The sequence below is a fragment of the Microbacterium sp. 22195 genome, assembly GCF_052056515.1.
Classification (GTDB): domain Bacteria; phylum Actinomycetota; class Actinomycetes; order Actinomycetales; family Microbacteriaceae; genus Microbacterium.
In genome coordinates this window covers 141,445-166,491 of record NZ_JBQEPE010000002.1, presented here as the reverse complement: position 1 = coordinate 166,491, position 25,047 = coordinate 141,445, and the positions used below count along the sequence as shown (strand labels likewise).

At 71.9% G+C, this 25,047-nt stretch carries 20 protein-coding genes; 9 read left to right on the top strand and 11 right to left on the bottom strand.

Annotation, left to right across the window (positions count from 1 at the left end; genetic code table 11):
* Nucleotides 1–14: 14 nt before the first annotated feature.
* The 5 genes from ACTJJ4_RS08770 (at nt 15) to ACTJJ4_RS08750 (ending at nt 2,370) form a co-directional block, all read left to right on the top strand.
* Entirely contained in the window at nt 15–326 is a 312-nt protein-coding gene (locus tag ACTJJ4_RS08770) for a hypothetical protein (RefSeq protein WP_440942975.1), read from the top strand.
* 1 nt (nt 327) lies between these two features.
* On the top strand, nt 328–1,140 hold the full coding sequence (locus ACTJJ4_RS08765) for a prolipoprotein diacylglyceryl transferase (protein WP_440942974.1): 813 nt from the start codon (nt 328–330) through the stop codon (nt 1,138–1,140).
* Nucleotides 1,124–1,600 (top strand): hypothetical protein, encoded by a 477-nt coding sequence (locus ACTJJ4_RS08760; RefSeq protein WP_440943263.1) that lies wholly within the window; start codon nt 1,124–1,126, stop codon nt 1,598–1,600. The genes ACTJJ4_RS08765 and ACTJJ4_RS08760 overlap by 17 nt, the downstream gene beginning before the upstream one ends.
* A 12-nt stretch (nt 1,601–1,612) precedes the next feature.
* On the top strand, nt 1,613–1,927 hold the full coding sequence (locus ACTJJ4_RS08755) for a hypothetical protein (protein ID WP_440942973.1): 315 nt from the start codon (nt 1,613–1,615) through the stop codon (nt 1,925–1,927).
* Nucleotides 1,928–2,025: 98 nt separating this feature from the next.
* Complete coding sequence (locus ACTJJ4_RS08750; RefSeq protein WP_292700238.1) at nt 2,026–2,370, top strand: hypothetical protein; 345 nt, start codon at nt 2,026–2,028, stop codon at nt 2,368–2,370.
* 37 nt (nt 2,371–2,407) lie between these two features.
* Here ACTJJ4_RS08750 and ACTJJ4_RS08745 read toward each other — a convergent pair whose 3' ends face one another.
* Nucleotides 2,408–2,809, bottom strand: coding sequence for a hypothetical protein (locus ACTJJ4_RS08745; RefSeq protein ID WP_440942972.1), 402 nt, complete (start codon nt 2,807–2,809; stop codon nt 2,408–2,410).
* 151 nt (nt 2,810–2,960) lie between these two features.
* On the opposite strand from ACTJJ4_RS08745, the gene ACTJJ4_RS08740 reads away from it, so the two are divergent.
* Nucleotides 2,961–4,331 (top strand): MFS transporter, encoded by a 1,371-nt coding sequence (locus ACTJJ4_RS08740; protein ID WP_440942971.1) that lies wholly within the window; start codon nt 2,961–2,963, stop codon nt 4,329–4,331.
* 5 nt (nt 4,332–4,336) lie between these two features.
* On the opposite strand, the gene ACTJJ4_RS08735 is transcribed toward ACTJJ4_RS08740, so the two are convergent.
* The 6 genes from ACTJJ4_RS08735 to ACTJJ4_RS08710 all read right to left on the bottom strand — a co-directional run bounded on the left by ACTJJ4_RS08735 (nt 4,337) and on the right by ACTJJ4_RS08710 (nt 10,679).
* The gene (locus tag ACTJJ4_RS08735) at nt 4,337–4,843 is read right to left on the bottom strand and encodes an O-acetyl-ADP-ribose deacetylase (RefSeq protein ID WP_440942970.1); all 507 of its coding nucleotides are present in this window, start codon (nt 4,841–4,843) and stop codon (nt 4,337–4,339) included.
* 58 nt (nt 4,844–4,901) lie between these two features.
* Entirely contained in the window at nt 4,902–5,441 is a 540-nt protein-coding gene (locus ACTJJ4_RS08730; RefSeq protein WP_440942969.1) for a YaeQ family protein, read from the bottom strand.
* A gap of 43 nt (nt 5,442–5,484) precedes the next feature.
* Complete coding sequence (locus tag ACTJJ4_RS08725; RefSeq protein ID WP_440942968.1) at nt 5,485–6,468, bottom strand: hypothetical protein; 984 nt, start codon at nt 6,466–6,468, stop codon at nt 5,485–5,487.
* A complete protein-coding gene (locus tag ACTJJ4_RS08720) occupies nt 6,465–7,505 on the bottom strand; it encodes an FUSC family protein (protein WP_440942967.1) in 1,041 nt (346 codons plus the stop codon). Before ACTJJ4_RS08720 ends, ACTJJ4_RS08725 begins: the two co-directional genes overlap by 4 nt.
* A gap of 123 nt (nt 7,506–7,628) precedes the next feature.
* Nucleotides 7,629–9,374 carry a glycoside hydrolase family 3 protein gene (locus ACTJJ4_RS08715; RefSeq protein ID WP_440942966.1) on the bottom strand — a complete coding sequence of 582 codons (1,746 nt, stop codon included), beginning with the start codon at nt 9,372–9,374 and terminating at the stop codon, nt 7,629–7,631.
* Nucleotides 9,375–9,413: 39 nt separating this feature from the next.
* A complete protein-coding gene (locus ACTJJ4_RS08710) occupies nt 9,414–10,679 on the bottom strand; it encodes an MFS transporter (RefSeq protein WP_440942965.1) in 1,266 nt (421 codons plus the stop codon).
* A gap of 118 nt (nt 10,680–10,797) precedes the next feature.
* Here ACTJJ4_RS08710 and ACTJJ4_RS08705 point away from each other — a divergent pair, with 118 nt between their 5' ends.
* Entirely contained in the window at nt 10,798–11,829 is a 1,032-nt protein-coding gene (locus ACTJJ4_RS08705) for a LacI family DNA-binding transcriptional regulator (RefSeq protein WP_440942964.1), read from the top strand.
* Nucleotides 11,830–11,832: 3 nt separating this feature from the next.
* Here ACTJJ4_RS08705 and ACTJJ4_RS08700 read toward each other — a convergent pair whose 3' ends face one another.
* The 3 genes from ACTJJ4_RS08700 to ACTJJ4_RS08690 all read right to left on the bottom strand — a co-directional run bounded on the left by ACTJJ4_RS08700 (nt 11,833) and on the right by ACTJJ4_RS08690 (nt 16,972).
* Nucleotides 11,833–12,645 carry an isocitrate lyase/PEP mutase family protein gene (locus tag ACTJJ4_RS08700; protein ID WP_440942963.1) on the bottom strand — a complete coding sequence of 271 codons (813 nt, stop codon included), beginning with the start codon at nt 12,643–12,645 and terminating at the stop codon, nt 11,833–11,835.
* A 70-nt stretch (nt 12,646–12,715) separates the two neighbouring features.
* Complete coding sequence (locus tag ACTJJ4_RS08695; protein ID WP_440942962.1) at nt 12,716–13,606, bottom strand: hypothetical protein; 891 nt, start codon at nt 13,604–13,606, stop codon at nt 12,716–12,718.
* 186 nt (nt 13,607–13,792) lie between these two features.
* Nucleotides 13,793–16,972 (bottom strand): MDR family MFS transporter/patatin-like phospholipase family protein, encoded by a 3,180-nt coding sequence (locus tag ACTJJ4_RS08690; protein ID WP_440942961.1) that lies wholly within the window; start codon nt 16,970–16,972, stop codon nt 13,793–13,795.
* A 112-nt stretch (nt 16,973–17,084) separates the two neighbouring features.
* Between ACTJJ4_RS08690 and ACTJJ4_RS08685 the strand changes: the two genes are divergently transcribed.
* The gene (locus tag ACTJJ4_RS08685) at nt 17,085–18,068 is read left to right on the top strand and encodes a hypothetical protein (protein WP_440942960.1); all 984 of its coding nucleotides are present in this window, start codon (nt 17,085–17,087) and stop codon (nt 18,066–18,068) included.
* 83 nt (nt 18,069–18,151) lie between these two features.
* On the opposite strand, the gene ACTJJ4_RS08680 is transcribed toward ACTJJ4_RS08685, so the two are convergent.
* Nucleotides 18,152–21,922, bottom strand: a complete 3,771-nt coding sequence (locus ACTJJ4_RS08680; RefSeq protein ID WP_440942959.1) for an adenylate/guanylate cyclase domain-containing protein — start codon at nt 21,920–21,922, stop codon at nt 18,152–18,154.
* A 67-nt stretch (nt 21,923–21,989) separates the two neighbouring features.
* On the opposite strand from ACTJJ4_RS08680, the gene ACTJJ4_RS08675 reads away from it, so the two are divergent.
* Nucleotides 21,990–24,839: an ATP-binding protein gene (locus ACTJJ4_RS08675; protein ID WP_440942958.1), complete on the top strand. Its 2,850-nt coding sequence runs from the start codon at nt 21,990–21,992 to the stop codon at nt 24,837–24,839.
* Nucleotides 24,840–25,047 lie beyond the last annotated feature (208 nt).

Below are 25,047 nucleotides of genomic sequence, written 5' to 3'. Positions count from 1 at the left end.
TGGAACGAGACGAGATGGCTACCCACGGGCTGAACCAGTTCGACGCCTCGGTCGGTCACCCGGCCCCCGCGTTCGATCCGCTGCGGCTGTGCGTGTTCACCACGATCGCGCTGATCTCGTGCATCCTGGGGCCGGTGGCGGTGCTCGCCTTCGCGCTGGTCGCGATCGCCGGGTACGCGAAGGCCCGCCGCGGCGGGCTGTTGCGGTCGCGCTGCAAGCTGGGCGACACCCGCCTGGTGCTGGCGTACCTGTCGGTGATCGCGGTCGCGGCGGCGGTCGGCATCCCCTTCTGGGTGATGCTCTGGATGCGGATCCTGGGCGGCTGAGATGTTCCCCACCCTGCACGACATCGCTCCGTGGCTGCCGCCGCTGGACACGCATTCCGTGTTCGTCGCGCTGGGGATGCTGGCCGCCATCGTGGTGTTCCTCGTGGAGAAACGCCGGCGCGGGGTGCGCGATCCACGGATCGTCTACCTGGTGCTGGGAGCCATGGCGGGAGCCGCGATCATGGCGCGGCTCGGCACCTGGGCGCAGCATCTGGACCCGTCGAAGAACCTGAATCTGGGCGAGCAGCTGCTGCGCGGCAACGCCTCGGTGCTGTCGGCGCTCGTCGGCGCGTGGCTGGGCGTGCACATCGCCAAGAAGCTCTGCCGGTACCCGGGCCGGACCGGAGATCTGTTCGCGCCGGCCGTCGCCCTGGCGATGGCGATCGGACGGATCGGATGCCTGCTCACCGAGCAGCCCGGGACACCGACCGGCGCGGCCTGGGGCATCGTGCTGGACGCGGATGCCGCGGCGCGCACGGGTTCGCCCGCGGGCGTTCCGCTGCATCCGAGCTTCGTCTACGAGATCGCCTTCCACGCGGTCGCCTTCGCCGTGCTGTGGTTCTGGCTTCGGCACAAGCCGATCGCCGCCGGGGAGACGCTCACGATCTACATCGCCGGGTACGCGGTCTTCCGCTTCCTGATCGAGTTCGTGCGCGGCAATGATGTCGCATGGATGGGACTGACCAGGCCGCAGCTGTTCCTGGCAGTCACGATCCCGCTGCTGGTGGCGCGGATCATCTGGATGCTGCGGCTCGGGCGCTTCCGCGCCGAGCCCGCTGTGGAGAGGACGGTGCCCGATGGACAGCCAGCCTGAAGACCCCGCGCAGAACCCGCCGCTACCGCCGGACGGCGGATCGGCGGTGCCCCCGCCCCCGGCTCCCGATCCTGGTCAGCCACCATACGATCCGAATCAGGTCGTGCCGCCTCCCCCGCCGGACGCGCCGGAGCTGCCTGGGCCCGGGATGCCTGCGCCGGGCTATCCCCCGCAGCAGTTTCCGCCGTTCCCGCCCGACCCGGCCCAGACGCCCCCTGGCTTCTCCGCTCCGAATCAGCAGCCCGGCTACTATCCCGGGCCTAATCAGCAGCCCGGCTACTATGACCCGGCATGGGGCGCGAACCCGCTCGGCTACGCGCCGCCGGAGCCGCAGAGGATGTCGGGCGGCGCGAAGGGCGTTCTGATCGGCTGCGGCGTCGCCGCGGCGTTCGGACTCATCGTCGTGTTCGGATTCGTGATCGTGTTCCTCGGCCCCTGCATCGGGCTGAACACCTACTGATCGGAGACACACGTGACCCTGCCCAGCGATCATCCTCGCCGCGAGCCCGGCCAGCGCGGCATCGGCACCGGCCTGCTGATCGGGCTCGGCTTCCACGCGCTGGGGCTCGTGCTCGCCTTGGCATCCCTCGGCATGATGATGCAGTTCGGCGTCTTCGCGATTCTCTGGCCGTTCATCGCGATCGCCGTCATCTCCGTGATCGTGATGGCGACCGCGGGGTCGCACGCGCAGCGCCGACGTATCGCGGGCGGCGTGCTCATCATCTCCGCGGCCGTGTGGCTGATCATCATCGGACCGTGCATCGGGCTCGTGTACTCGATCCCCTGAGCGCGCCCTGGGAGAAGTGTTTCGTCACGTTTCGCGAGTGATCGACGAGACGGGACAGCGGCCGTAGCCTCGGATCAACCGATCGTGAGGAGATCACCGTGACCAGCCCGCAGACCCGCCTTTCGCCCCTCGAGGTGCGTGAGCGTGCTGCGTGCATGTGCGACCACGGGTACGCCTGCTCCTCGTTCGCCCCTGGGCACGCCCTGCACCTGATCCAGGCGCGTCTGGCCTCGGCGACGCCGCTCGGCTGGGTGGATGCTCTGGTCGACTCCGCGGATGCTGTGACGGGCGAGCTCGTGCTGCGCACGCTCGACGGCGACGTCGTCACCGTCTGGAACGCCGGCGGCGCCGCCCTCGAGGCATCCGCTGGCACTCCCGTGGCGCTCCACCGCGACTACGCCGTGCTCGCGGTCGGCGCGACGAAGTACAACGTCGCGCGCTGAGGACGCCGCGCGCTGAGTCCCTCGAAGTGAGGCGGCGTCAGGACGCCATCTTCATCATCGACTCGCGCATGGCCTCGCACGCGTCCATGCAGGCCTTGCACGCCTGAGCGCACATCTTGCAGACCTCGCTCATGTCGGCGTGCTCCATGCACTTGTCCATGGCGTACTGGCACATCGCCATGCAGGCGTCGAGCATCGACATCATCACGGCCGGGGTCATGCCCTGCATCCGCATCATGCCGCGCATCATCGTGTTGCACATGTCGGCGCAGTTCATGCAGGCGGGACCGCAGTCCATCATCTGCATCGAACAGACCGTACAGGCCTGCTCGCAGGCCGAACACGCATCCATGCAGGCCTGCATGGCGGCCATGTCCATCATCTCCATGCCGGGCATCTGCATGTCCTTGGACATCATGTCCATCATCATCGAGTCCATCGCGCACCGCTCCTCGTCGTCGGCTCTCGCCGGTTTCGGGCGGGCAGGTGGACCCGCCTGATGGTCAGATTACGCCTGCCGGATCGCTCCGTCGATGGCCGATTCCGCTCTCCCGCCCCCGACGTCCCTCACCGGATGTAGGGTCGGGTCCGTGCCGACGTTCACCCCGCTGCAGCGACTGGTCGTCTCGGTCGCGATCCTCGCCTCGTTCGTGACCTTCCTCGACGGCACCGTGGTGAACGTCGCTCTGCCGGCGATCAGCCGGGAGCTCGGCGGCGGCATCGCCACGCAGCAGTGGGTGGTGGACGCGTACCTGATCACGCTCAGCTCGCTGATCCTGCTGGCCGGATCGGTCTCGGATGCCTACGGCCGGGTGCTCGTGATGCGGATCGGGCTGATCGCCTTCGGCGTGGCATCCATCGCCGTCGCCGCCGCACCCGATCCTCTGATCCTGATCATCGCGCGCGCCGCGCAGGGCGCGGCCGGGGCTCTGCTGGTGCCGAGCTCGCTCGCCCTCATCACGGCAACGATGCGCGGTGAGGTGCAGTCCCGTGCGATCGGTGTGTGGACGGCGTTCACGACCGGCGCGCAGCTGGTCGGACCCGTGATGGGCGGCATGTTCGTGGATCTGCTGTCGTGGCGGTTCGTGTTCCTGATCAACGTGCTGCCGATCGCGGTGAACCTGATCCTGCTCGGCCGGCTTCACCTGCCCGCGCATCAGCGCACCACGAAGGTGGACTGGTGGAGCGGCGTGCTCTGCGCGATCGGCCTGGGCGGGCTCGTGTTCGCGCTGATCGAGCAGGAGCGGATGGGCTGGTCAGCCGCCGCGATCTGGATCCCCGGTGCGCTCGGCATCCTGCTGCTGGTCGTCTTCCTGCTGCGTCAGCGGGGATCGGATGCTGCGCTCATGCCCCTCTCGCTGTTCAACGTGCGCAACTTCGCCTGGGGCAACCTGGCCACCCTGTTCATCTACGCCGCCCTCTCGCTGAACGGCTTCGTGATCGGCGTCTACCTGCAGCAGGGGCCGGGCCTGAGTGCGACGGCCGCGGGACTCGCGAGCCTGCCGATCACGATCCTGATGATCCTGCTGAGCTCTCGCGCGGGCGCCTGGGCCGGCAGGCTCGGACCGCGTCTGTTCATGACCGTCGGTCCTCTGCTGATGGCGGTCGGTGCCGCGCTGCTCCTCACCGTCGGCGCCGAGTTCGACTACTGGTGGCAGGTGCTTCCGTCGATGCTCGTGCTGGGCGTCGGGCTCTCGCTGACCGTGGCACCCCTCACCTCGGCCATCCTCGGGGCGATCGACGAGAACCGCAGCGGCATCGCCTCGGCCGTGAACAACGCCGTCTCCCGCGTCGCCGGGCTGCTGGTGGTGGCACTGCTGTCCACGATCGTCGGCGGCGCGCTCGATCTGAACGGCTTCCACAGCGCCGCGCTGGTCACGGCCGGCCTGTTCGCGCTGGGCGGCGTGGTGTCGTGGATCGGCATCCGCCGCACCCCGGTCGAGGAGCCCGCCGCCTCCTGACCGGCTCAGGCCCCGGAGCGGATCGAGGCCTGCACCGCGCGGAAGGCCGACTCGTCGAACGCGACGATCCGGGCATCCTCCAGCTGCACCTCGGCCGCGAGGATCGTGTCCACCGCGACCTGGATCGCGTCCTCCCGCGGCCAGCCGTACACGCCGGCGCTGATCAGCGGGAACGCGATGCTGCGCGCCCCCAGCTCGTCGGCGACCTGCAGCGCGCGGCGGTAGCAGGAGACCAGCAGCTCGCGGTCGCGCTGCCCCGCGTTCCAGTTCGGGCCGACCGTGTGCACCACCCATCGCGCGGGCAGATCGCCGCCGGTCGTCCAGCCGGCGTCGCCGGTCGCGAGGCCCCGCGGGAACCGGGCGATGCAGTCCTGCAGGATCGCCGGTCCCCCGGCGCGGTGGATGGCGCCGTCGACACCACCGCCGCCGCGCATCGCATTGTTCGCCGCATTGACGATCGCGTCGACCCGCTGGGTGGTGATGTCGCCGTGGACGGCGGTGAGGGTGGACATGCGACCAGTCTGCTCCGGCCGCCTGCCCGGCGGAACCCGCGCTCGCACCGACCTGGGGTCAGCGGATGCCGTGGTCGTGCACGGTCGTGCTGAGGTGCGTGCCGTTGAGCTCCACGTACAGCTGCCGCTCGGTGACCGAAACGGTCATCGTGTTGCGGCGCGCCAGCGCCGCCGCCGCATCGTCGAGGAAGCCCGGATCGAAGCTGTGCAGCACGATGGCATCCGCCTCGTGGATCGTGTTGCCCGCCCAGTTCGCGATGACCTTGGCGGGGTCGCGGTAGGTGTACACCGTGGTGCGATCTGCCAGCTTGCTGCCGAAATGCAGTCGGGTGGCGTCGGGCGCACCCACCTCGATCCACGCGGTCACGCGTCCGGTGAGATCGCGCACCAGCACGGCGGGCTCGTCGGTCGCGGCGACCCCCTCGGTGAACGCGATGCCCTCCTCGTACTCCAGGCAGTAGGCCAGCAGCCGGGTGAGCATATAGGCGTCGGTCTCGGACGGATGCCGCGCCACGCGCAGCGTGAAATCGTCGTAGACACCGCGGTCCACGTCCGCCAGCTGAACATCGAACGTGTGGATCGTGGAGCCTGTCGCCATGAGGCTCGAGCTTACGCGGGCCCGGCGTGCTTCCTGTCCGGTGCTAGGGCTCGCGCGGCGTCCAGGTCGTCATCCCCTTCGCGCGCCCCGTCTCAGCCGACAGACCGGCCAGTTCCAGCGAGCGCCGCACATGCCGCGGCAAGCCGGGCAGCGCCGCCGCGGCGCCCTTCGGCACGCGGGCGAGACCCGCGATGAGCGAGACGTCCACGGCATCCGTGCGCACCTCCACGCGCGCCTCCTCGCTGTCGGTGCGCCAGCGCAGCATCCGGATGTCGGCGAAGTCCACCTCGAACCGCTCGGCGTCCGCGACGATCCGCATCCTGCCCGGCGCGAACCACACAGACGCCTCGATCGTGCGCCGATGGTAGTAGGCCATCAGTCCGTAGTAGGCGGGGAGCCCGATCACCGTGCCGAGCAGGATGACCGTCATCTTCGGCCCCAGCACGAACGCGTCGAACGCGATCAGCAGGGCGACGGCGCTCCCTCCGAGCACGACGACCAGGACGACCACGGCGATCCGCAGGTCTCGGATGGGCATGCGCACGGCGGGGAAGCGCACGATCGAGCCGTCCTTCTCGCGCCCGAAACCCGGCACGGTCTTCTCCACCCGCGGTCGCTGCACGGCGCTCGTGACACGACCGATCAGGGCGAGCCAGATCCAGCCGACCGCCGGGATCGCCGCCATCTGCAGCAGCACGAGCAGCGCCCGGGACCAGTCCGGGAGGCCCGCCGGCGGGATGACGTGACCGAAGATCACCGTGGCCACGACGACGGCGGCCAGCACGGCGACCACCACGTGCAGCACGAGCCCGCGGCGCTGCGGCATCCGCAGGGTGAGGTTCACGAAGGAGAACCCGAAGGTCCAGCCGCCGACGAGCGTGAGCAGGTACGGCAGCAGGTCGAGGCCGACCCCGGAGAGGTACCAGGGCAGCGCGATGAGCAGCAGCAGGGCACCCCAGGCCCACGGACTGCGCCACGGACGCCAGGGCCGGGGACGGACCTCGGCCTCCACCTCCACGAGCGTCACTCGGCGGGCTCCGTCGCGCGATCGCGCGGCCAGAGCACGAGCCACGCGACCAGCGCGAGAGCCGACCCGATCAGCGTGTCCAGCATCCGGTGCACGGCCCACGTCGCGACGGCGCCGCTGGGCAGTCCGATGAGCATGATGGCGCCGAAGGCGCCCAGCGCCGCGCCCACCACGGGGTACCGCTCCTGACCGGCGAGCCCGACCAGGAGTGCGCAGACCGCGATCACGGCCAGCACGAGCGTGGGCAGGAACAGCGACAGGATGCTGACCACGATCACGCCGACGACCGTGCCCGTGACGCGGGTGAGCATCACGCGCATCGGTGGCTTGCCGGTCGGCATCAGGATCGTGAGCGCCGCGAGGAACGCCCAGTAGGCGTCGCGCCCGCCGAGCGCGGCGAACATCAGCATGGCCAGAGCGATGGGCAGCGCACGGCGGATGCCGTCGTGCAGGTGCTCGTCGCGCTCACGGATCGAGCGCATCACACCCTGTCCGAGGGACACCTCCGGCTTCGGCGGTCGCACGAACCGACCGCGCGCACGGACCAAGCCGACGACCACACCCGCAACCGCGCCGATCGCGCATCCGACGACCACGACCAGCAGCTGCTGCGCGACCTCGCCGGTCGGATCGCCGCCCAGCACCCGCACCGAGGTGGAGAAGGCGAAGGCGAACGTGGCGATGAGACCGAGCCCCGCGCCGAGCGGCGATGCGCCCGCGGCCAGCGACGAGGCGATCACGATCAGCGCGATGACCAGGGCGGCCAGCAGCGGCAGCGGCGCGACCAGGATGCCCAGGCTCGCGCAGACGAGCGCCACCAGCATCCCGGGCAGGACGACCGCCCCGACGAGCGGGCCCGGCACGCGCCCGCACAGGCCCATCACCAGGGCGCCGCACAGTCCGCCGACCAGTGCGACCAGCGGATGGGTGAACGGAACGAGCACGGCTGTGGCGAGCACGAAGCCGGCCGCGAGATGCGCCACGAAGGCGACGTTCCATGCCGCCTCGGTGCGCGCGAACAGGCGGGCGAGGTTCATCCGATCAGGATGGCACAGCGCGAGCGGCTCGCTCTGCGCAGACGGATGCCGCTCGACGGCGCCGCATCCTCGCCTTCCGTGCGGGAGGCGAGGATGCGGCTTCCGATCGGAGCGGCCCCGGCGTCAGGCGCGCGGCGCCGCCCTCAGGCCGGTCCCGTGCAGGAACAGCGGATCTGCCGTGTCGAACGGCACGTCCTCTCGGGACGCCTCCACCGCGGCCATCGACGAGGGGATGTCGAAGGGCAGGATGCCGGTGAGCGGCGCGACGCCGCGGAAGGCGTCCAGCACGACGGCGTCGGCGGCGCCGAAGTCGCCGATGAGCATCGTCGAGCTGTCGGTCATCGGCGTGAGCACGGCCGGTCGCTCGAGGTACACCGAGAGGTAGACCGGCGCCGAGGCCGAGTACCGGGCGATCTTGGCGACCGTGGCCGCATCGAACTCCAGGCTGCCGCCGCGGAAGAAGTCGCCGAGCGATCCCTTCCCGGGCTCGAAGGGGGCATCCAGGCGCACGACCACGGCATCCGCTTCGGCGAGGTCGTCGACAGGGACGAGTCCCGCATCGGACGCGGCCCGGGCGTCGACGCCGTCGAGCAGCACCCGCGCGCCGTCGGCGATGCGGTCGCCGCGATCGGCGAGCAGCACGAGCGACTTGCGCTGCGCCTCCACCCCGGCCGCCGTGAACGCCGGAGAACCGCAGATCTCCGCGGTGGCCGCGGTGTCGACCCGTCGGTTCTCGAAGACGCCCAGGCGGAACTTCTCGCGCAGCAGCCGGCGGATCGACTCGTCGATGCGGGACTCGGTGATGCGCCCGGAGTCGACGAGCTCCTCGATCAGAGCCGCGTTGCGGTCGCCGCCGAACTGGTCGACCCCCACGTCGAGCGCGATCGCGGCGCGCTCCAGCGGGGTGAGATGCTCGAGCCCCCAGCCGTTCGGGCCGAACTCCATGCCCGCCATGTCCTCGGACTCCAGCAGGTTCCAGTCGGTCACGACGATGCCGTCGAAGCCGAGGCGCCGGCGCAGGATGTCGCGGACGACGGGCTCGTTGAACGCGAAGCCCACCTCGGGCCATTCGGTCCCCACGGGCTTGCCGTAGTAGGTCATCACCTGGCTCGCGCCCGCGGCGAACGCTCGCTCGAACGGCTTCAGATGCAGCTCCTGCTGTCCGCCGGGGTACACCTGCTCGGGGTAGCGCGGGTCGTGCGCGTCGTCTCCGCGCAGCTGGGGTCCGCCTCCGGGAAAGTGCTTCACGACCGCCGCCACCGAGTGCGGTCCCAGCGCGCCGCCGCCCCGCAGCGCCTCGATGAAGGCGACCGTGAGCTCGGCGACGCGTTCGGGGTCCTCGCCGAAGGTGCCCGAACCGCGCGACCACCGCGGCTCGCTGAAGATGTCGGCCATCGGACCGAGCAGCACCCGCACGCCCATCGCCAGCAGCTCCTGGCGCATGGTGTCGCCGAAGACGCGCGCGGCGTCCGTCTCGCCGATCGCCGCGACACCCGGGTAGTCGGGCCAGCGCGACAGGCTGTCCATGGCCTGCCCGGTGAACAGGTTGCTGCGGAAGCCGTGCCGGGGATCGGTCGACAGCGTGACCGGGATGCCGAGGCGGGTGCCCTCGGCGATCTCCTGCAGGGTGTTGTGCCACTCGGCCACGGCCACGCTGTCCTCGCCACCGAGGACGTTGAAGTGGCTGATGCCGACCTCTCCCGCATACCGCTCCGCCGCGGCGACGGCATCCGCCTGGCTCAGGCCGTCGCCGGCCGGCGCCGTCGAGGGGTGGAACATCATCGCCGCCTTCTCGGCCACGGTCATCCGTCCGAGCAGGTCGTCGACGCGGCGCTCGATGGGCAGAGCGGGATCGCGGTAGTCGTTCATGTCAGTCCTTCGGGTCGTCGATCGGATGCCGTGCGCCGGTCAGCGCGTGGAGCGCACCATGAGCATCGGCACGAACGCGAGCAGCGTGAGCACGGCGCTGACGATCAGCAGCGCGGGGTAGTTCGATCCGCCTCCGCCGATGCCCAGCAGCAGCGGTGCGATGAACGGCATGACGGAGTACGGCAGCGAGAGGGCGATGTTCACGACACCCAGATCGCGGGCCGCCGTGGCGGGGTCGTTCATGGTGGCCACGGCGAACCCGATGTAGCTGCCGTAGGCGATGCCCGTCCCGAGCCCGGCGACGAGGACGAGTCCGATCATGAACATCGGAACCGTGGTGGCGAACGCGAGCACCAGGATGCCGGCGGCGATGAACACGGCGGCGGCGCCGAGCACGGCCTTGCGGCGGCCCGTGCGGTCGTTCAGCCAGCCGGCGACCGGGGCGCTGAGCACCGCGACGACGCCGGGGATGACGTAGGCGAGGGTGATCAGCCCGGGCAGCTCGGCGTCAGGCGGGGAGACGCGGTCCTGCAGCAGGTACACGGTGTAGGTGGAGATCACGCCCATACCGCAGGCCACCAGGAACAGCGCGACGAGGAACTTCGCGAAGTCGGGCGAGGTGCGGGGGTTGATGTAGAAGCTGCCGAAGAACTCCTTGAAGTCGAAGGGCTCGATGTCCGCCGGAGCGGGCTGGTCATCGCGGAACATGGCGACCAGGAGCCCCGCGAACAGCACGGCGACGAGCACGGGCAGCCCGAACTGGGCGAGCACGTTGGTGGGGAACCACTGCACGAAGAAGACGCCGACCAGGACCGCGGCCGAGGAGGCGGTGCCGGAGAGCGCGCCGACCAGGCCCTGCTGCTTCACCGGCACGCGGTCGGGGACGATCGCGAGCGTCGCGGCGATCGCCGCGTTCACGAACGCCTGCATGATGATCCACCCCAGCAGCAGCATCGGGAACGAGCCGCTCAGGCCGATGATGATCGCGCCGACGATCGTGCCGGCGAGACCGACCACGATCCACGGGCGGCGACGCCCGAAGCGGCTGCGCGTGCGATCGCTCAGCCGTCCGAACAACGGGTTGGCGATGAGCGCCACGAGCGTGCCGACGCCGGCGGCGATCGAGTAGCTGACGTTCTTGCCCTCGGGGTCGATCTGCGAGATGCGCAGGGCGAGAGTCACCGAGGCGGGCAGCATGATCGACATCCAGATGCCGAACATGGCCAGGGCGTACAGCCCGATGAAGGGAGCGCCGACCGGCTTGGGAGCGGGTGCCGTGCCGGCGGCGGTCTGGGGAGATGACATGAGGTCCTCGTCGTTGAGCGATGATCGGGTATTGATGACGTTACCGGTAACGTTTCCGGAATCGTCACCATAAGATATGTCGGAGGACGATTCCGTGTCAAGAGCCGAAGGAGCCGACATGTCGCGACGGGTCACCCTGGCCGATGTCTCCCAGGCCGCGGGAGTCGGCATCGCCACCGTCTCACGGGCGCTCGGAGAGCACCCGGACGTGAGCCAGTCCACCCGTGAGCGCGTGCGCGAGATCGCGGCCCGACTCGGGTACCGTCCGTCCGTGGCGGCGCGCGCCCTGCGGACCGGCGGCTTCCACGCCATCAGCGCGATCGTGCCCGACGCGGGATGGGGGTGGTGGGAGCCGGTGATGCGCGCCGCGCACGCCACCGCGACAGCACGCGGGTACCAGCTGCTCGTGCACCCCGTCGACGCCGAGGGCGGACTCACCGCCACCGTCGACGGGCTCGCCAACATCCCCACCGAGGGCGTGATCGTTGTCAGCGTCCCGGATCAGGATGCCGTGCGTGCGGCGTGCGACCGCATCGGCCTGCCCGCTGTCGCGATCGACGACACCAGCCGTGCCACGCGGTTCCCGACCGTCTCCACCGCGAATCGCGAGGGTGCTCGCCTGGTCGTGGAGCACCTCATCGCGAAGGGGCGACGTTCGATCGCACTGGCCCACGGGTTCCTGGGCGGCCCGAGCCCGGAGTGGGGCGACGGGCTCTTCCTCGAGGAGCGCGCACTGGGCTACCGCGACGCGCTCGAGTCCGCGGGCATCCCGATCGACGAGCGCCTGATCATCGACGTCGCCGATCCCTTCGACGAGACGGTCGCGACCTTTCCGCAGATCGATGCGCTCCTCAGCGAAGGGCCGCCGGTCGACGCGATCTTCTGCGCAGCCGACCTCATGGCCGCCCCCGTGCTGCGATCCCTGCGAGCCTCCGGCCGGGCGGTGCCCGCCGACGTCGCCGTCGCAGGCTTCGACGACGAGCGCGCCGCACTGCTCGTGGACCCTCAGCTCACGACCGTGCGGCAGCCGTACGAGCAGATGGGTGCGACCGCGGTCGAGATGCTGCTGCAGACCATCGCCGGGGAGCCGGTTCCCGAGCAGCGCACCGAGATCGCGCCGAGCCTGGTCGTGCGCGCGTCCACCGGCTGAGACTCAGCGCCGGAACCGCTCCTGCACCTCGGCATAGCGCAGGGATCCGTCGAGGAAGCCCAGCGTGCCCGTCTCGCGCAGCTCGCGCCCGGCGCGCTCGACGAACGCGAGCGCCGCGCGGGCGAGCCCGCCGCCGATGCTCACCCTCTTCACGCCGAGCGAGAACAGCTCGGGCGCGTCGATGAGCGTCGGCGCGAGCCCGGCGACGATGTTCAGCGGTGCGGGGATCTCGGATGCCAGTCGGCGGATGCTGTCGGCATCGTCGACGCCGGGGACGAAGACGCAGTCGGCGCCGGCATCGATGTAGCGCTGCGCGCGGGCGACGGTCTCGGCGAACCGGTCCTCGACGTGCGAGCCCGGCGCGAAGTAGGCGTCGGTGCGGGCGTTGATCACGAAGGTGCCGCGCGGGGCCGCCTCACGCGCGGCGGCGATCTTCTCGGCCGCCAGGCCCGCATCGAACAGGCGTCCCTCTGCGGCATCCTCGATGTTCGCGCCGACCGCGCCGACCTCGATGGTTCGGCCGATCGTGACCGCCACCTCCTCCGGGGTCGAGCCGTAGCCGTCCTCGAGGTCGGCGGTGACGGGCACGTCGACCGCGTCGACGATCTCGGCGATGCGCTGCAGCATCCGCTCGGCTCCGGTGGCACCGCCGTCGGGCAGCCCGTACGACCACGCGATGCCGGCGCTGGTGGTCGCGATGGCCGGGAACCCGGCCTGCGCGAGGATGCGTGCGGATCCCGCGTCCCAGGCGTTCGGGATCACGAAGCCGGGCCCCTGATGCAGGGCGAGCAGGGCGGAGGCGAGATCTGCGGACATGGTGACCCCTTCGAATCGTGCACGACCATCACACGCCCCGCACGAGGCGCCGTCAAGCGGCGCGCATGTCTCAGTCGAGGTACCCCCATCGCAGCCCCAGCACCCCGGGCCCGAAGCCGTGCCTGACCGTGTGCGCCACTCGTCCGCTCATCGTCGCCGGCGCGGTCCACTCCTCGCCGTCCTCGGACTCGACGTACTCCTCGCACCAGTCGGGTTCGCGCTCCGCGGGGAACCGCACCGAGATCAGGGTCTCCTTGGAGGGCCTCGCCGTGGCGTGCCAGGCGCTCCGCCGGCGCGGGTATCCGGGCGGGTAGACCTCGGTGAACTCGAACAGGGTCGTCTCGCCCGCGGCCACCGGCTCGTCGAAGGCGATCACGATCCCCGAGAGCCGGCCCGCGGGATGGCGGTACTCCCGGTCGAGCGTTCCTCCCACCACGTCGGTGATGAGTAGGAACGCATCCGTCTGCTCCTCGTCCACGTCGATCAGCGGCAGCTCCGACACGGTGCCGCTGGTCACCTGCACCAGGCACCGATAGGTCGTGCGATCGATGGCGCCGTCGTCGCCGACCATCACGCTCATATGGGTCGAGATGTCACGGATCGCGGTCTGGGGTGCGGCGCCCAGAGCCGCGAACGTCTCCTCGGTCTCGCGTCGCTCGGTCTCGTCGTCGAAGGGCACGCGCGGCGCGGGCAGGCCCCCGAGCCGGACGGTCCGCGACACGAGGGCGGCGAGCGCGCCGGGCCGCTGCCCGAGGATCTGCTCCAGGTCGTCCACGGCGCTCAGCGAGGATGCTCCCTCGGGATGCCGTTCGCCCGAACGCCAGTAGCTGAGGGTGGCGATGGAGACCGGATTGCCGCGATCCCGCAGCCGCAGATGCAGCTGGGTCAGCGACTGTCCGCTGGCTGCGATCGCGTCGCGCAGTGCCGTCGCGAACTCGGTCCGCTGACCTTCAGCCGTCATCACAGTCCCCCGACAGTGTGTGAAAAGCCACCTCGTAGGCTCAGCATACGTCGGGCGCACCCCCTCAGCGGACCGGCGCAGACACGGCGTTCGGGGGAACGCCGTCGTCCCCCGCGGGGCAGCTGCTCGGGCACTGGGGTGAGCGGCTCCTCGCGGGGAAGAACCCGTGAGACGCCGCGCGCCGGTTCAGCCGAACAGCTCGTCCCCCGCCTGATCCAGCAGGTCGCGAGCGGCGGCGCGGCCGGCATCGACCATGCGGTCGAACTGGTGGAACTCGAGCAGTCCGACGCCCATCGAGTGCGGGGTGATCACCCAGGCCCCGAGGCTCTGCGCCTCCGGGGCTCCCCCGCCGCCGATCATGAGCGTGCGCAGCATGGTCTCGCCCAGCGCCGGGATGCGGACCGGCCGCGGCGCCTCCCCGGGCGGGCGCTTGGGGGCTCCCCCGCCCATCGAGATGTTCACCGCGATCACCGGACCCTCGTCGCGCTCGACGAGCGTGTCGACGGGCAGGTTGTCCAGCACCCCGCCGTCCACGAGCAGCCGGCCCTCGCTGGGGATCGGAGTGAACAGCACGGGCAGACGCCCTGAGGCCTTGACCGCCTCCCCGAGGCTGCCCCGGCGGTGCACGACCGGGGCGCGCGTGAGCAGGTCGGTGCTGACGCAGCGGAAGCCGCGCGGCAGCTCCTCGATGCGCAGGTCGCCGTAACAGCGGTTCACCGCGCGCTGCACCCGCCGCCCGCGCGCGAGTGACGTGCGGGGTACCCCGTAGTCGCCGAGCATGTCCTCCCGGACGAACTCCCGGTAGGCGACATCGCCGACCTCGGCGGCCGACCAGCCCTCCGCGTAGCATCCGGCGATGACCGATCCCATGCTCGCGCCGGCGATGCGGTCGATGCGGACGCCCGCCCGCTCCAGTTCCAGCAGCACGCCGACGTGCGTGAGGGCACGTGCGCCGCCGCCGCCCAGCACGAGACCGACCGAGCGCCCGGCGAGGCGGTCGAGCAGACCGCGGATGCCCTCGGCAGGCCTCCCCGGTGAGCCGGCGTCGTTCATGGTGATCTCGCTGAACCGCCACGGGTCCAGGGCATCCAGCCAGGCCTGCCTTCCCGCCCGCGTCGCCGCTCCCACCAGCACGAGTTCGGGCCGCACCGTGACCGGCGCCAGATCGGCCGGCGGCGTCTCATCGGCGCGGGCGACGAGCACCACGGCATCCGCCTCGCGCGCGCATCGCGCGGCCCAGACGGGCTCGGAGGCATCCGCGACGAGCATGACCATCTCGTTGTCAGCCTCGGCGCGATCGATCTGCTCCGCGGTGTGCGGACCGGTCAACTGCGCGATGCGCAGGTGGGCGGAGAGCCCGCGCAGCAGCATCGCGGCGAGCGGGCCCGTCGGGGCGCCGGCGCCGACTCCGACGACGGCGAGCAGGCGCGGCCGCGACGCGGCCTGCGTGGTCGGCGGGCTCGCCTCGGCGAGCTGCCCGGCGAGGGCCGTGACCAGCGCGGACAGGGCCTCCGGGTCGCTGCCGATGGTGCGCTGCAGGAGCGCCCTGGACACCTCCAGCACCTGCAGGTCGCGTCGCGCTCGGATGGATGCCGAGCGACGACCGTCCCTGAACAGCGCGAGCTCGCCGACCACCGCGCCCGGGCCGAGTTCACGGACGACCTGTTCGCCGATCACCACCTCGGCGCGTCCGGCGACCACCACGAACATGGAGTCGGCGTCCTCCCCCGCGCGCAGCAGCCACTCCCCGGCGGGAACGGTGCGGTGCGGTGCCTCCAGGCGCAGCCGCTCCCGCGCTGCGGCGGGCAGGCGCCCGAACAGCGACTCCTCGGGCGAGGGCACGGCATGCCTCAGGACCACCGAGCGGTCGGCCTTCGGCGTCCGCAGCGGAGCGGGCGTCTCCTCGGCATCCTCCCCCGCAGTGACCACGTGCCCGTGATCGATCCGCCCCAGGAAGAGCGCGATCACGGCGCCTGCCGCGAACGCGACGATGCTCATCGTCCAGCCGTTGCGCAGATCCTGCACGACAGTGGCCGCCGTGGGCGTGCCGAGGATGACGACCAGCAGCGCCACGCCGATCGTGCCGCCGATCTGGCGGGCGCTGGAGATGACCGCCGACGCGGTGGCGTACTTGCCGTCCGGCTGCGTCGCCAGGGTGGAGGCGGCCAGCAGCGGCAACGTCGCCCCGACGCCGATGCCGCTGATGACCTGTCCCGGCAGCCACTGCCCCATGAAGTCGGGCGTGGTCCCGACCGCGTTCACGTACCAGACGTACCCCAGCGCCCAGACGACGAACCCGCCCGCGATGATCCAGCGGTACCCCACTCGCGCGGCGACCGGTTCCAACAGCCCCGCCACGACGGCCGCGACCAGCGCCCCCGGCACCAGCGCGAGCCCCGCCTCGAGGATCGTGTACTGCCACACGTACTGCAGCCACAGCACGTTCCCCAGCATGTACGCGAAGAACCCCACGCCGGCGACGAGGGTGGCGACGTTGGCGACCAGGAACGGCCGGTTCCTCATCATCGCCAGATCCAGCACCGGCGACCGGTGCCGCATCGAACTGGCGATGAACCCGCCGAACAGCACCACGGCTCCCCCGACCACCAGCCACAGCATCAGGCTCGCGACTCCCCAGTCGGATGCCTTGATGATGGCCGCGTTGATCAGCCCGAGCGCCCCGGCCAGCAGGATCGCACCCCGCAGGTCGGGCATCCGCCGCTTCCCCGGCGCCCGGCTGTTGACCAGTTGCCTGCGCCCCAGCCACCAGGCCACCGCTCCCAGCGGAAGGTTCACCCAGAACGCCCACTGCCAGCCGCCCGCCTCGACCAGGGCACCGCCGATCGGCGGGCCGAGACCGGATGCGACGGCCGCAGCCGCCGACCACAGGCCGACGGCGCGTGCCCGCCGCGCCGCGGGGAACCCTTCGATGACGACGGCCAGCGAGGCGGGCACGAGCATCGCGGCTCCCAGCGCCTGCGACACTCTCGCCCCCACCAGCACTCCCACCGACGGCGCGAGTGCGCACGCCAGCGAGGAGAGCGTGAAGAGGGCCACCCCCAGCAGGTAGACGCGACGACGCCCCAGGAGGTCGCACAGCCTGCCGAAGACGATCATGAATGCGGCGAACACGATGTTGTACGCGTTCAGCACCCACGAGATGTCGCCGATGGAGTCATCGGGGAAGGACTCGCGGATGCTGGGGAACGCGATGTTCACGATGGTCGCGTCCAGGAACGCCAACAGCGCCCCGAAGGACGCCACCAGCAGCACCGTCCGCTCCGGCACCCGTCCTCGCCTGACCACCACGTGCCCGTGGACGGCCGGGCCGGAGGCAGGGTGCTTCGGCGCGGACTGCAGCATCATGCTTCCAGCGTCTCGGGACGCCACGGCGGAAACCTCAGTGACGTCACGGATCTTTTCCGCAGCGCATCCGATCAGGCTGAGGGGAACCAGTCGAACGGCAGGAGCCCTGATCATGTCGCACCGTCATCTGCGAGCCCTTCGCTCGCTGACCGCAGCGGCCGCCCTGGTGCTGGCAGCGCTGGTCGTGCCGCAGGCGGCATCCGGCGGGACGACCGTCACCCCCACCACGGCGACCGTCGTCGTGCGCACCGATCCGGCGCTCGCATCCTCTCTCGGCGATGTCCCCGACGGGGCACTGCCGCAGGTGCTCGCGGCGGTCGGGACCCCGGTGCAGGTGGAGGTGAGCCTGACCGGCGCGAACGGAGCAGCCGCGTCGTACTCGTATGACACCGCCGTGACGCTGGCCGCCGACGGTCCCGGGGCTCTGTCGACGACCACCGGGATCATCCCGGCGTACGCCTCCAGCGCGCGGATCTCCACGTCGTACTCGAAGGCGAGCGCCGCCGTCACCATCACGGCCACGGTGCGCCCGGCGCGCGGCCACGCGTCCACGCCCCCGCTGGCCGGTTCCGCAGCACCGTTCGCCGTCGACCTGAAGCTGACCCTGCTCGGCGGGCAGGACCCGTCGCTGCTGAACGGCACGGCCGGGGCGGATGCCGCAGGGTGCGCGGTGGTGAACGCCGCCCACCCGATGTGCGGCATCCTGTCGCTTCCGCGCGGGGCGAGCGGCGGCACGGCGCTCTCGCTGGGCCTGTGCCCGACCGGGGCGGCCTGCACACCCGGAGCCCTGGTGACCCAGTTCCTGGGCGATCTGACCGATGCGACCGGCGCCGACCTGTACACCCGCACCGCTCCCGCGAGCATGGCCATCATCTGCGACAAGACCCTGTGCGGCGGGTCGGGTGTCAGCTCGTACCGCGCCCTCTGGTCGACGACGGCCACGGGCGCGCTGGTGGCCGCACCACCCTGCCCCGCCAGGGGCGTGATCGGCGCCGACCAGGACTTCTGCACCGACCTCGTCGCCAGCAGCCGCCTGAACGCCGGCGACCTGCGTCTGGTGGTGCTGTTCCTGACGGACGTGCGCGGGACGATCTGAGTGTTCGGCCCTTCCGGCTCCTGAGCGAGGAGCGCAGCGACGAGACGAAGGACGCTGCGCTCCTCAGGATCCGGGGAGGGACGTCACCCCACGACGCCGAGCTCCCGCAGCGCCCTCCGCGACTCGAGCTGCAGCGTCTGATCGCCCGTCGCCTCGGCCAGCGCCAGCCGCAGCAGGGCCGGCTCATAACCGCCGTAGCCGCCGGTGGTGCGGGCCAGGCCGTCGCGGGCGGCCTCGGCGGCGCGGGCATCCTGTCCTTGCGCGACGAGCACCTGGGCGCGGATGCGGTGCAACCGGGCGAGCGTGTCGGCGGCCTTGACCTCGGCCGCGCGGATCGTCTCCTCGATGAGCCTCAGCGCATCGGCGGCGTCTCCGGCGTCCGTCAGGGCCTCGGCGCGCGCGGCATCCAGCAGGGCGACCTCGGTCGCGAGGTCCAGGCTCGCGAGCACCGAGCGCGCCTCGTCGAACAGCGGCCAGGCCCCGTCCCGGTCGCCGGTGCCGGCCTCGGCACGGGCCTGCTCGCGCAGCACGAGCCCGACCAGCTCCTCGTCGTCGACGCGTCGGGCCAGCCGCAACGCCGTCTGCAGCACGGGCAGAGCCTCGGCGTGCCGCCCCTGCGCGACGAGCACGTCGGCGCGGTTGTACAGGGCGGTCGCCTCGTTCGCCTCGTCTCCGAGGCGGTGGAAGCTGCCGGATGCCCGGTCGAAGGCGTCGATCGCGTCGTTCCACGCCCCGCTGTTGTAGTTGTCGATCGCGAGGTTGTTGAGGGTGAGCGCCTGCCCGCTGAGGTCGTCGAGCCGCTCGTAGAGCCCGAGCGCGATCTGCCCGTACGGCCGGTCCTCGACGAGGGCGGATGCTCCGTACATCAGGTGCAGGGCGTTGCAGGCGTGCGCGATCGCTGTGCGGTCGCCGGATGCCTCGGCCCACTGCACGCCGAGGCGCCCCCAGCGCACGGCATCCGTCGCCCGGCTCTGCAGGTGCAGGCAGAAGCCGTACCGGGTGGCGAGCTGCGCGCGCACGGCATCGGCCTCGGGCCCGGCCGCGCCGTCCAGCATCCGCAGACCGCGGGTCAGCTGCGCCAGCGCGGGGCGGTAGCGGCCCAGCCGCAGGGTGATGCGCGCCTCGCGGTACAGCAGCTCGGCGGTGGCCACGGCATCGCCGGTGAGATCGCGCCGCGCCCGGCGCAGGGCGGCGAGCGCTCCTGTCGCGTCGCCGGCCATGTCGAGGCAGTCGCCGAGCGACGAGGAGGCGGCGGCCCGTTCGGAGCGCGGGACCTGCGGGAGATGGCCCGCGGTGTCGAGAGCACGCGCGAAGAAGTCGGCGGCCTGCGCGTACGCGTACTTGCCGCGCGCCTCCTCCCCCGCGCGGAGCGAATGCGTCCAGGCCTTCTCGTGGGCACCCGCCGCATGGAAGTGCAGGCTGAGCAGCTCGGATGACGCCGACTCCTCCTCCAGCGCCAGCGCGACGCGCTCGTGCATCCGACGGCGCAGCCGGAACGGCAGGCCCGCGTAGGCCACGTCGCGCACCATGGCGTGCCGGAACTCCAGATCGCCGTCGCCGACCGGGCGCACGAACTCCGCCAGCCGCTCGGCGACGTCACCGCCCCTCGCGTCCCGCTCGTCCTCCCGCAGCCGGGCGAGGAAGGCGGGATCGAAGCGGGTGCCGAGCACGGAGGCCAGGCGCAGCAGCGCGCGGTCGGACGTGCCGAGCCGGTCGATGTCGACGACCAGCACGGCCTCCACCGAGTCAGGCAGCTCCTCGCCGGCGACCGTCCCCGACTGGCTGGCGGCGAGCGACGTGAGGAACAGCGGGTTGCCGTTGCCGCGTTCGACGATGGCCTCCAGCGCATGCCTGCTGGGCCGGGCGGCACCGGCGGCCTGCTCGACGAGGGCGAGAGCGAGGTCGTGCGGCATGGCGGCGAGCGCGATGCGCCGATCGGCGGGCTGCTCCAGAGACGGGACATGGCCGACGGGCACCTCGCGGCGGGTCACCACGACGCACCACGGATGCCGGTGGGCGTCCGCCTCGAGCCGGTGCAGCAGCGAGTCCGAGGCCTCGTCCATCAGATGCGTGTCCTCGAAGACCAGCAGCGTCGGCGTCGGAAGCGCCGCGGCCAGCAGCGAGCTCGTCGACTCCTCGATCCGGCCACGACGGAACCGCGGATCCAGCTCGTCGACCTCGCGGGTGGCCGGCAGCTCCAGTCCGAGCGGCACTCCGAGCAGCGGCAGCCACGGCAGCAGGGCCGGGGCGTGCTCGCGCACGAAAGCGCCGAGCCGCGCCGCGACCTCGTCATCGTCGTCGTGCGCGCCCAGACCGAGCGCGGTGCGCAGCAGTCCGCCGATCGCGGCGTAGATCTCGCCGGCCTCGAAGCCGCTCACGCCGGTCGACACGGTGCGGAAGCCGTCCGGCACGGCGAGCTCGGCGACCAGGCGCGTCTTGCCGATGCCCGGCTCGCCGACGACGTCGACGACGCAGCCCGCGACGGATGCCGATCCGAGCGCCGTCTGCAGCACCGCGAGCTCAGCCGTGCGTCCGACGAAGCGCCCCTCGGCGGGCGCGCCGGTGCTGCGTCCGCCGACCTGCTCCACCACCAGGGCGTGCACGGGGATGCGCTTGCCCTTCACGAGGAACGGGGCGATCGGGATGCCCTGCACCGGCGTGCGCGCCGCGCGCACGGCATCCGCCGTCGCCACCACCTGTCCCGGCTCCGCACGGCCCAGCAGCCGGGCGGCGAGGTTCACCGCATCGCCCTTCACCGAGTACGCGCGCCGCTCGGCCGGTCCCAGCTCGCCGGCGAACACGTGCCCGACGGAGACGCCGACGCGCACCTGCAGCCGGCCGGCATGGTCGGCGATCTCACGGGCGGCGGTCAGCATCCGATGCGCCTCGCGGCCGCCGCTGCGCGGAGCCCCGGCGATGAGCATGATCTTGCCGCCGTCGGCCGCGATGTCCGACTCGAAGAACGTCACCCCGTTGCGCAGGCAGGCGCGCTGCACCTCGGCGACCAGCGCCGACACGGCGTCGGCCGCGTCCTCCGGTTCGCCGAGCAGGGCGTCCGCGCCGGAGAACTGCACGAACCCGATCGCCACCGGCCGGTGCTCGGGCTCGCCGGGGCCGGACTCGATGTGCGCGCGGATGCCGGGCGGGATCGTGTGCTCGACCGTGGGCGCCGCACCGGATGCCGCCGGGACGGGCGCCGGAGCCGCCGGAGGCAGAGAGCGCAGCAGGCGCCCGTTCCGCTCCGCGTCGATCGGGTGCTCCGCCCCGAGCGCGTGCGCGGGCAGCGCGGCGGCGGTCTCGGCGCTGAGCAGGATGCTGCCGGCCGTGCACGCCTGCTCGACGGCGACGAGCCGGGTGATGCCGGCGCCGCCGACGATCAGCTCGCGATGGCTGACCGGGTCGCCGACGAACAGCAGGTCGAACTCGCCGGAGTGGATGCCGATGGACATCCGCAGCGGCGCGTGCACGGGCAGCATCCGCTCCCGCACCAGCGTGCGCAGGGTCGCGCGCATGCCGTGCGCGATGCCGGCCGCGCGCGCCTCGTGGCCGTCACCGCGCACGAACAGCAGCACGGCGTCGCCGCCCCACTTGAGCAGGTCGGCGCCGCCGGCGAAGGCCGGGGCGAGCACCGTCGCGAAGGTCAGGTCGAGAGTGTCGCTGAGCAGTTCGGCGCCGACCCGTCCGCGCCTGGCCAGGCGCTCGGTCAAGCGCGTGAACCCCGAGATGTCGGCGAACACCATCGTCCCCGGCATCCGCCGATGCCGCTGCTCGGGCCGGTCGGCCAGCCATTCGCCGACCAGCCGCGGAGCGAACGGCGCAGCCGGATCGGCGGCGTCGGAAGATTCATGCCACACGGGTAACCTCCCTCGCTAGAATCCAGATATCCGGGGGGCTGTCTGGGGCAGAGAGGCGGTACCACCGATGCGCGCAACCGTGCGCCCCCTCGCGCCCGAGCCGCTCTTCCTCGGTCGCGACACGGAGCTCGCCGACCTGGTCACGACCGGACGCGCCGGTCTGACGAGCGGCCGGTTCCTGCTGGTGCGGGGCGAGGGCGGCATCGGCAAGAGCACCCTCATCGACGCCGCGATCGCCCAGGCCCCGCCGGAGCGGCACGTGCTGCGCGGTGCGGCGGACGCCATGGACCGGCGGCTCACCTACGGCCTGCTCCTGGACGCGCTCGGGCCCGTGCTCACCGACGAGGACCGGCGGATCGCGACGGAGCAGAACGAGCACATCGCCGGCGAGCGACTGCTGTCGGTGATCGACGCGGCCACCAGGGAGTCCACGGTGCTGATCCTGGAGGATCTGCACTGGGCGGACACCGCCTCGCTGCGCCTGCTCGCGAGGCTCGCACGCACGCTGCAGCAGCTGCCTCTGGTGGTCGTCGGCTCGATGCGGCCGCAGGCCCGACATGATGTCGCACCAGCGCTGGACCATCTGCTCGACGAGCTCCTCGAGCGCGGTCTGCTGCACACCTTCGACCTCGGTCCCCTGCCGGAGAGCGCCTGCGTCGCGATCGCCGAGCATCTCGCGGGGGCGCCGGTGGGCGAATCCCTCGCGCACTATGCGGCCGCCGCGGGCGGAAACCCGCTGTTCCTCACCGAGATGGTGCGCTCGCTGCTGCGCGACGGCGCTGTCACCGTCGGTCCCGATGGGGCAGAGCTGCGCAGCACGCCGGTGGGCCCGTCCCCCTCGCTCGCCACGGTCATGATGCGCCATCTGAGCCGGCTCAGCATCGAGACGCGCGAACTGCTGTCCACCGCAGCCCTGTTGGGTGCGCGGTTCCCGGCCGCTCAGCTGCGGCTGGTGGCCGACCGGCCGATGAGCGACCTGCTCCCGCTGCTGCGCGAGGCCCTCGCAGCGGGGTTCCTCACCGAGATCGACGAGGATGCCATCGGCTTCCGGCATCAGCTCATCCAGGAGGTGCTGCTGCACGATCTGCCGCACTCGGTGCGCGCCGAGCTGCACCGCGATGTGGCGCTGAAGCTGGATGCCGCCGGCGTGCCCGCGGCCACCGTGGCCGAGCATCTGCTGCGTGCGCCCACTGCGCGCGACGATCTGGCGTGGATGCTGAGGCTCGCCGAGCGCACCACGGCGTCGGCTCCCGGCATCGCCGCGGAGCTGTGGGAACGGGTGCTGGCCCACAGCGACGACGCCGACCCGATGCACGTGATCGCGACTGCGGGGGTCGCGCGCGTCGCACTCAGCGCCGGGCAGGCCCGCGAGGCGGGAGAGCTCGCGGAAGACGCCCTGGACAAAGCAGGTGGGGTCGACCCGGGCGAGGTCGGCACGATGCTGCGGGCCATCGAGACCCGGTCGCTGCTGATGCAGCACCGTCATGCCGAGGCGCACGAACGCGCCATCCGCTATGCGGCCTCGGAGGTGCTGGAGCCCGCCGAGCGCGCAGCTCAGCTCGCCTTCGCCGGCTGGCCGCTGTTCATGCTGGGCGACAGCGACGGCGCGCTGCAGCTCGCGCGCGACGGCGCCGCCCTCGCCGCCGCGGAGGGGAATCACGGTGCGGAGGTCTACGCGCTCGCGCTGCACGGGCAGATCGCCACCTGCCGCGGCGACCTCGACGAGGCGGTGCGGGTGCTGGCGGATGCCGTGGCCATCGCCGACCGGCACTCCTCGCTGTCGGCGATCGAGGCGTTCCCGCACGCCCAGCTTGCGGTCGCTCTCGCCGACGTGGATCGCACCTCCGAGGCGGCCGCGCTGGTGCAGCAGGGGCTGCGCGTCTCGGAGCGGTTCGGTTACCGCACGGGCATCCTGGCCACGCACACGCTGGCGGCCCAGGCCCGCAGCCACAGCGGCGACCTCGCCGACATCGCCGCCGAGCTGGAGGCGCACCGGGCCATGCTCGGCTCGATGGAGATCAGGCTCGATCCCCCGGTGCGCGGGCTGCGTGCGCAGGTGATCGCGGAGCAGTCCGGACCCGAAGCCGCTCTGGAGGCCGCGGCGCAGCTGGACCCGATCCCCGGGCGGCAGCTGTGGGGCGGACGCGGGCGGTCGTGGATCTGGCTCGGTCACGCCCAGATCCCGCGGGCGCGCGGTGACGCCGAGGCGGCACTGCGGGTGCTGCAGCGCGGCTGGGAGGAGCTCCACTCGGCCGGGCTGCTGATGGACTGCGCGGAGATCGCGCTGGAGCTCGTGGTGCTCGCACGGCAGGTGCGGAGGGACGGGGTCCCGGATGCCGCTGAGCGAGGCGCCGTCACGGGAGAGGAGGTGTCCGCCGCGATCACGGCGCTCGCGGTGAGGAATCCGGGCGTCGTGCATCTGCAGGCCACCGCCCTCGCCGTCGCCGGTGTGGTGAGCGACGATGCGGAGTCCCTCGTCGAGGCGGAGCGTCTGATGGCGGCGACCCCACGACGCCTCGATCGGGCGCGCATCGCGGAGCTCGCGGCCCGCGCCGTGCGTCCCGCCGACCCGCGCGCCAGGGCGCTCGCGGAGACGGCGCTGCGCGCCTACACCGAGGTCGGCGCCGATCACGAGGCGGCCCGCGCCCGGGCATCCTTCCGCCATGCGGGGGTGCCGGTGGCGCTGCCGGCGCGGTCGCGACCGGCATCCGGCTGGGAGTCGCTGACGCGCACCGAGGAGCGGATCGCGGGTCACGTGGCCACGGGCCAGACGAATCTCGAGATCGCGCAGAGCCTGTTCATCTCGCGGCGCACGGTCGAGACGCATGTGTCAAACATCCTCGCGAAGCTCGGCCTGCGCTCGCGCACCGAGCTGGCCATCCGCTTCGCGCATCGGCTCGACCAGCCGGGTCAATGACGCCATCAGGTCGATCCACCCGCTGAATCGCAGCTCGCGCGCGGAGTCGCCGACCCGCCCCTCGGGAGGATCGGTGCCATCCAGCCAGATGTCGATGTGCACACTGCCAGGGTCGCCCCGCGTGCGTGCAGGGACCATCCGTGAGATCACGGAAGTTCGACTGCGGCCCTGTTCGGCGGATGCGGGCAGGTGTAGTTTCAGCGCATCG

Coding starts and splice junctions, on each gene's coding strand:
- ACTJJ4_RS08770 (WP_440942975.1), top strand. CDS start 15: ATGGCTACCCACGGGCTGAACCAGTTCGACGCCTCGGTCGGTCACCCG.
- ACTJJ4_RS08765 (WP_440942974.1), top strand. CDS start 328: ATGTTCCCCACCCTGCACGACATCGCTCCGTGGCTGCCGCCGCTGGAC.
- ACTJJ4_RS08760 (WP_440943263.1), top strand. CDS start 1,124: ATGGACAGCCAGCCTGAAGACCCCGCGCAGAACCCGCCGCTACCGCCG.
- ACTJJ4_RS08745 (WP_440942972.1), bottom strand. CDS start 2,809: ATGGACTCGATGATGATGGACATGATGTCCAAGGACATGCAGATGCCC.
- ACTJJ4_RS08735 (WP_440942970.1), bottom strand. CDS start 4,843: ATGTCCACCCTCACCGCCGTCCACGGCGACATCACCACCCAGCGGGTC.
- ACTJJ4_RS08730 (WP_440942969.1), bottom strand. CDS start 5,441: ATGGCGACAGGCTCCACGATCCACACGTTCGATGTTCAGCTGGCGGAC.
- ACTJJ4_RS08720 (WP_440942967.1), bottom strand. CDS start 7,505: ATGAACCTCGCCCGCCTGTTCGCGCGCACCGAGGCGGCATGGAACGTC.
- ACTJJ4_RS08715 (WP_440942966.1), bottom strand. CDS start 9,374: ATGAACGACTACCGCGATCCCGCTCTGCCCATCGAGCGCCGCGTCGAC.
- ACTJJ4_RS08710 (WP_440942965.1), bottom strand. CDS start 10,679: ATGTCATCTCCCCAGACCGCCGCCGGCACGGCACCCGCTCCCAAGCCG.
- ACTJJ4_RS08705 (WP_440942964.1), top strand. CDS start 10,798: ATGTCGCGACGGGTCACCCTGGCCGATGTCTCCCAGGCCGCGGGAGTC.
- ACTJJ4_RS08700 (WP_440942963.1), bottom strand. CDS start 12,645: ATGTCCGCAGATCTCGCCTCCGCCCTGCTCGCCCTGCATCAGGGGCCC.
- ACTJJ4_RS08695 (WP_440942962.1), bottom strand. CDS start 13,606: ATGACGGCTGAAGGTCAGCGGACCGAGTTCGCGACGGCACTGCGCGAC.
- ACTJJ4_RS08690 (WP_440942961.1), bottom strand. CDS start 16,972: ATGATGCTGCAGTCCGCGCCGAAGCACCCTGCCTCCGGCCCGGCCGTC.
- ACTJJ4_RS08685 (WP_440942960.1), top strand. CDS start 17,085: ATGTCGCACCGTCATCTGCGAGCCCTTCGCTCGCTGACCGCAGCGGCC.
- ACTJJ4_RS08675 (WP_440942958.1), top strand. CDS start 21,990: ATGCGCGCAACCGTGCGCCCCCTCGCGCCCGAGCCGCTCTTCCTCGGT.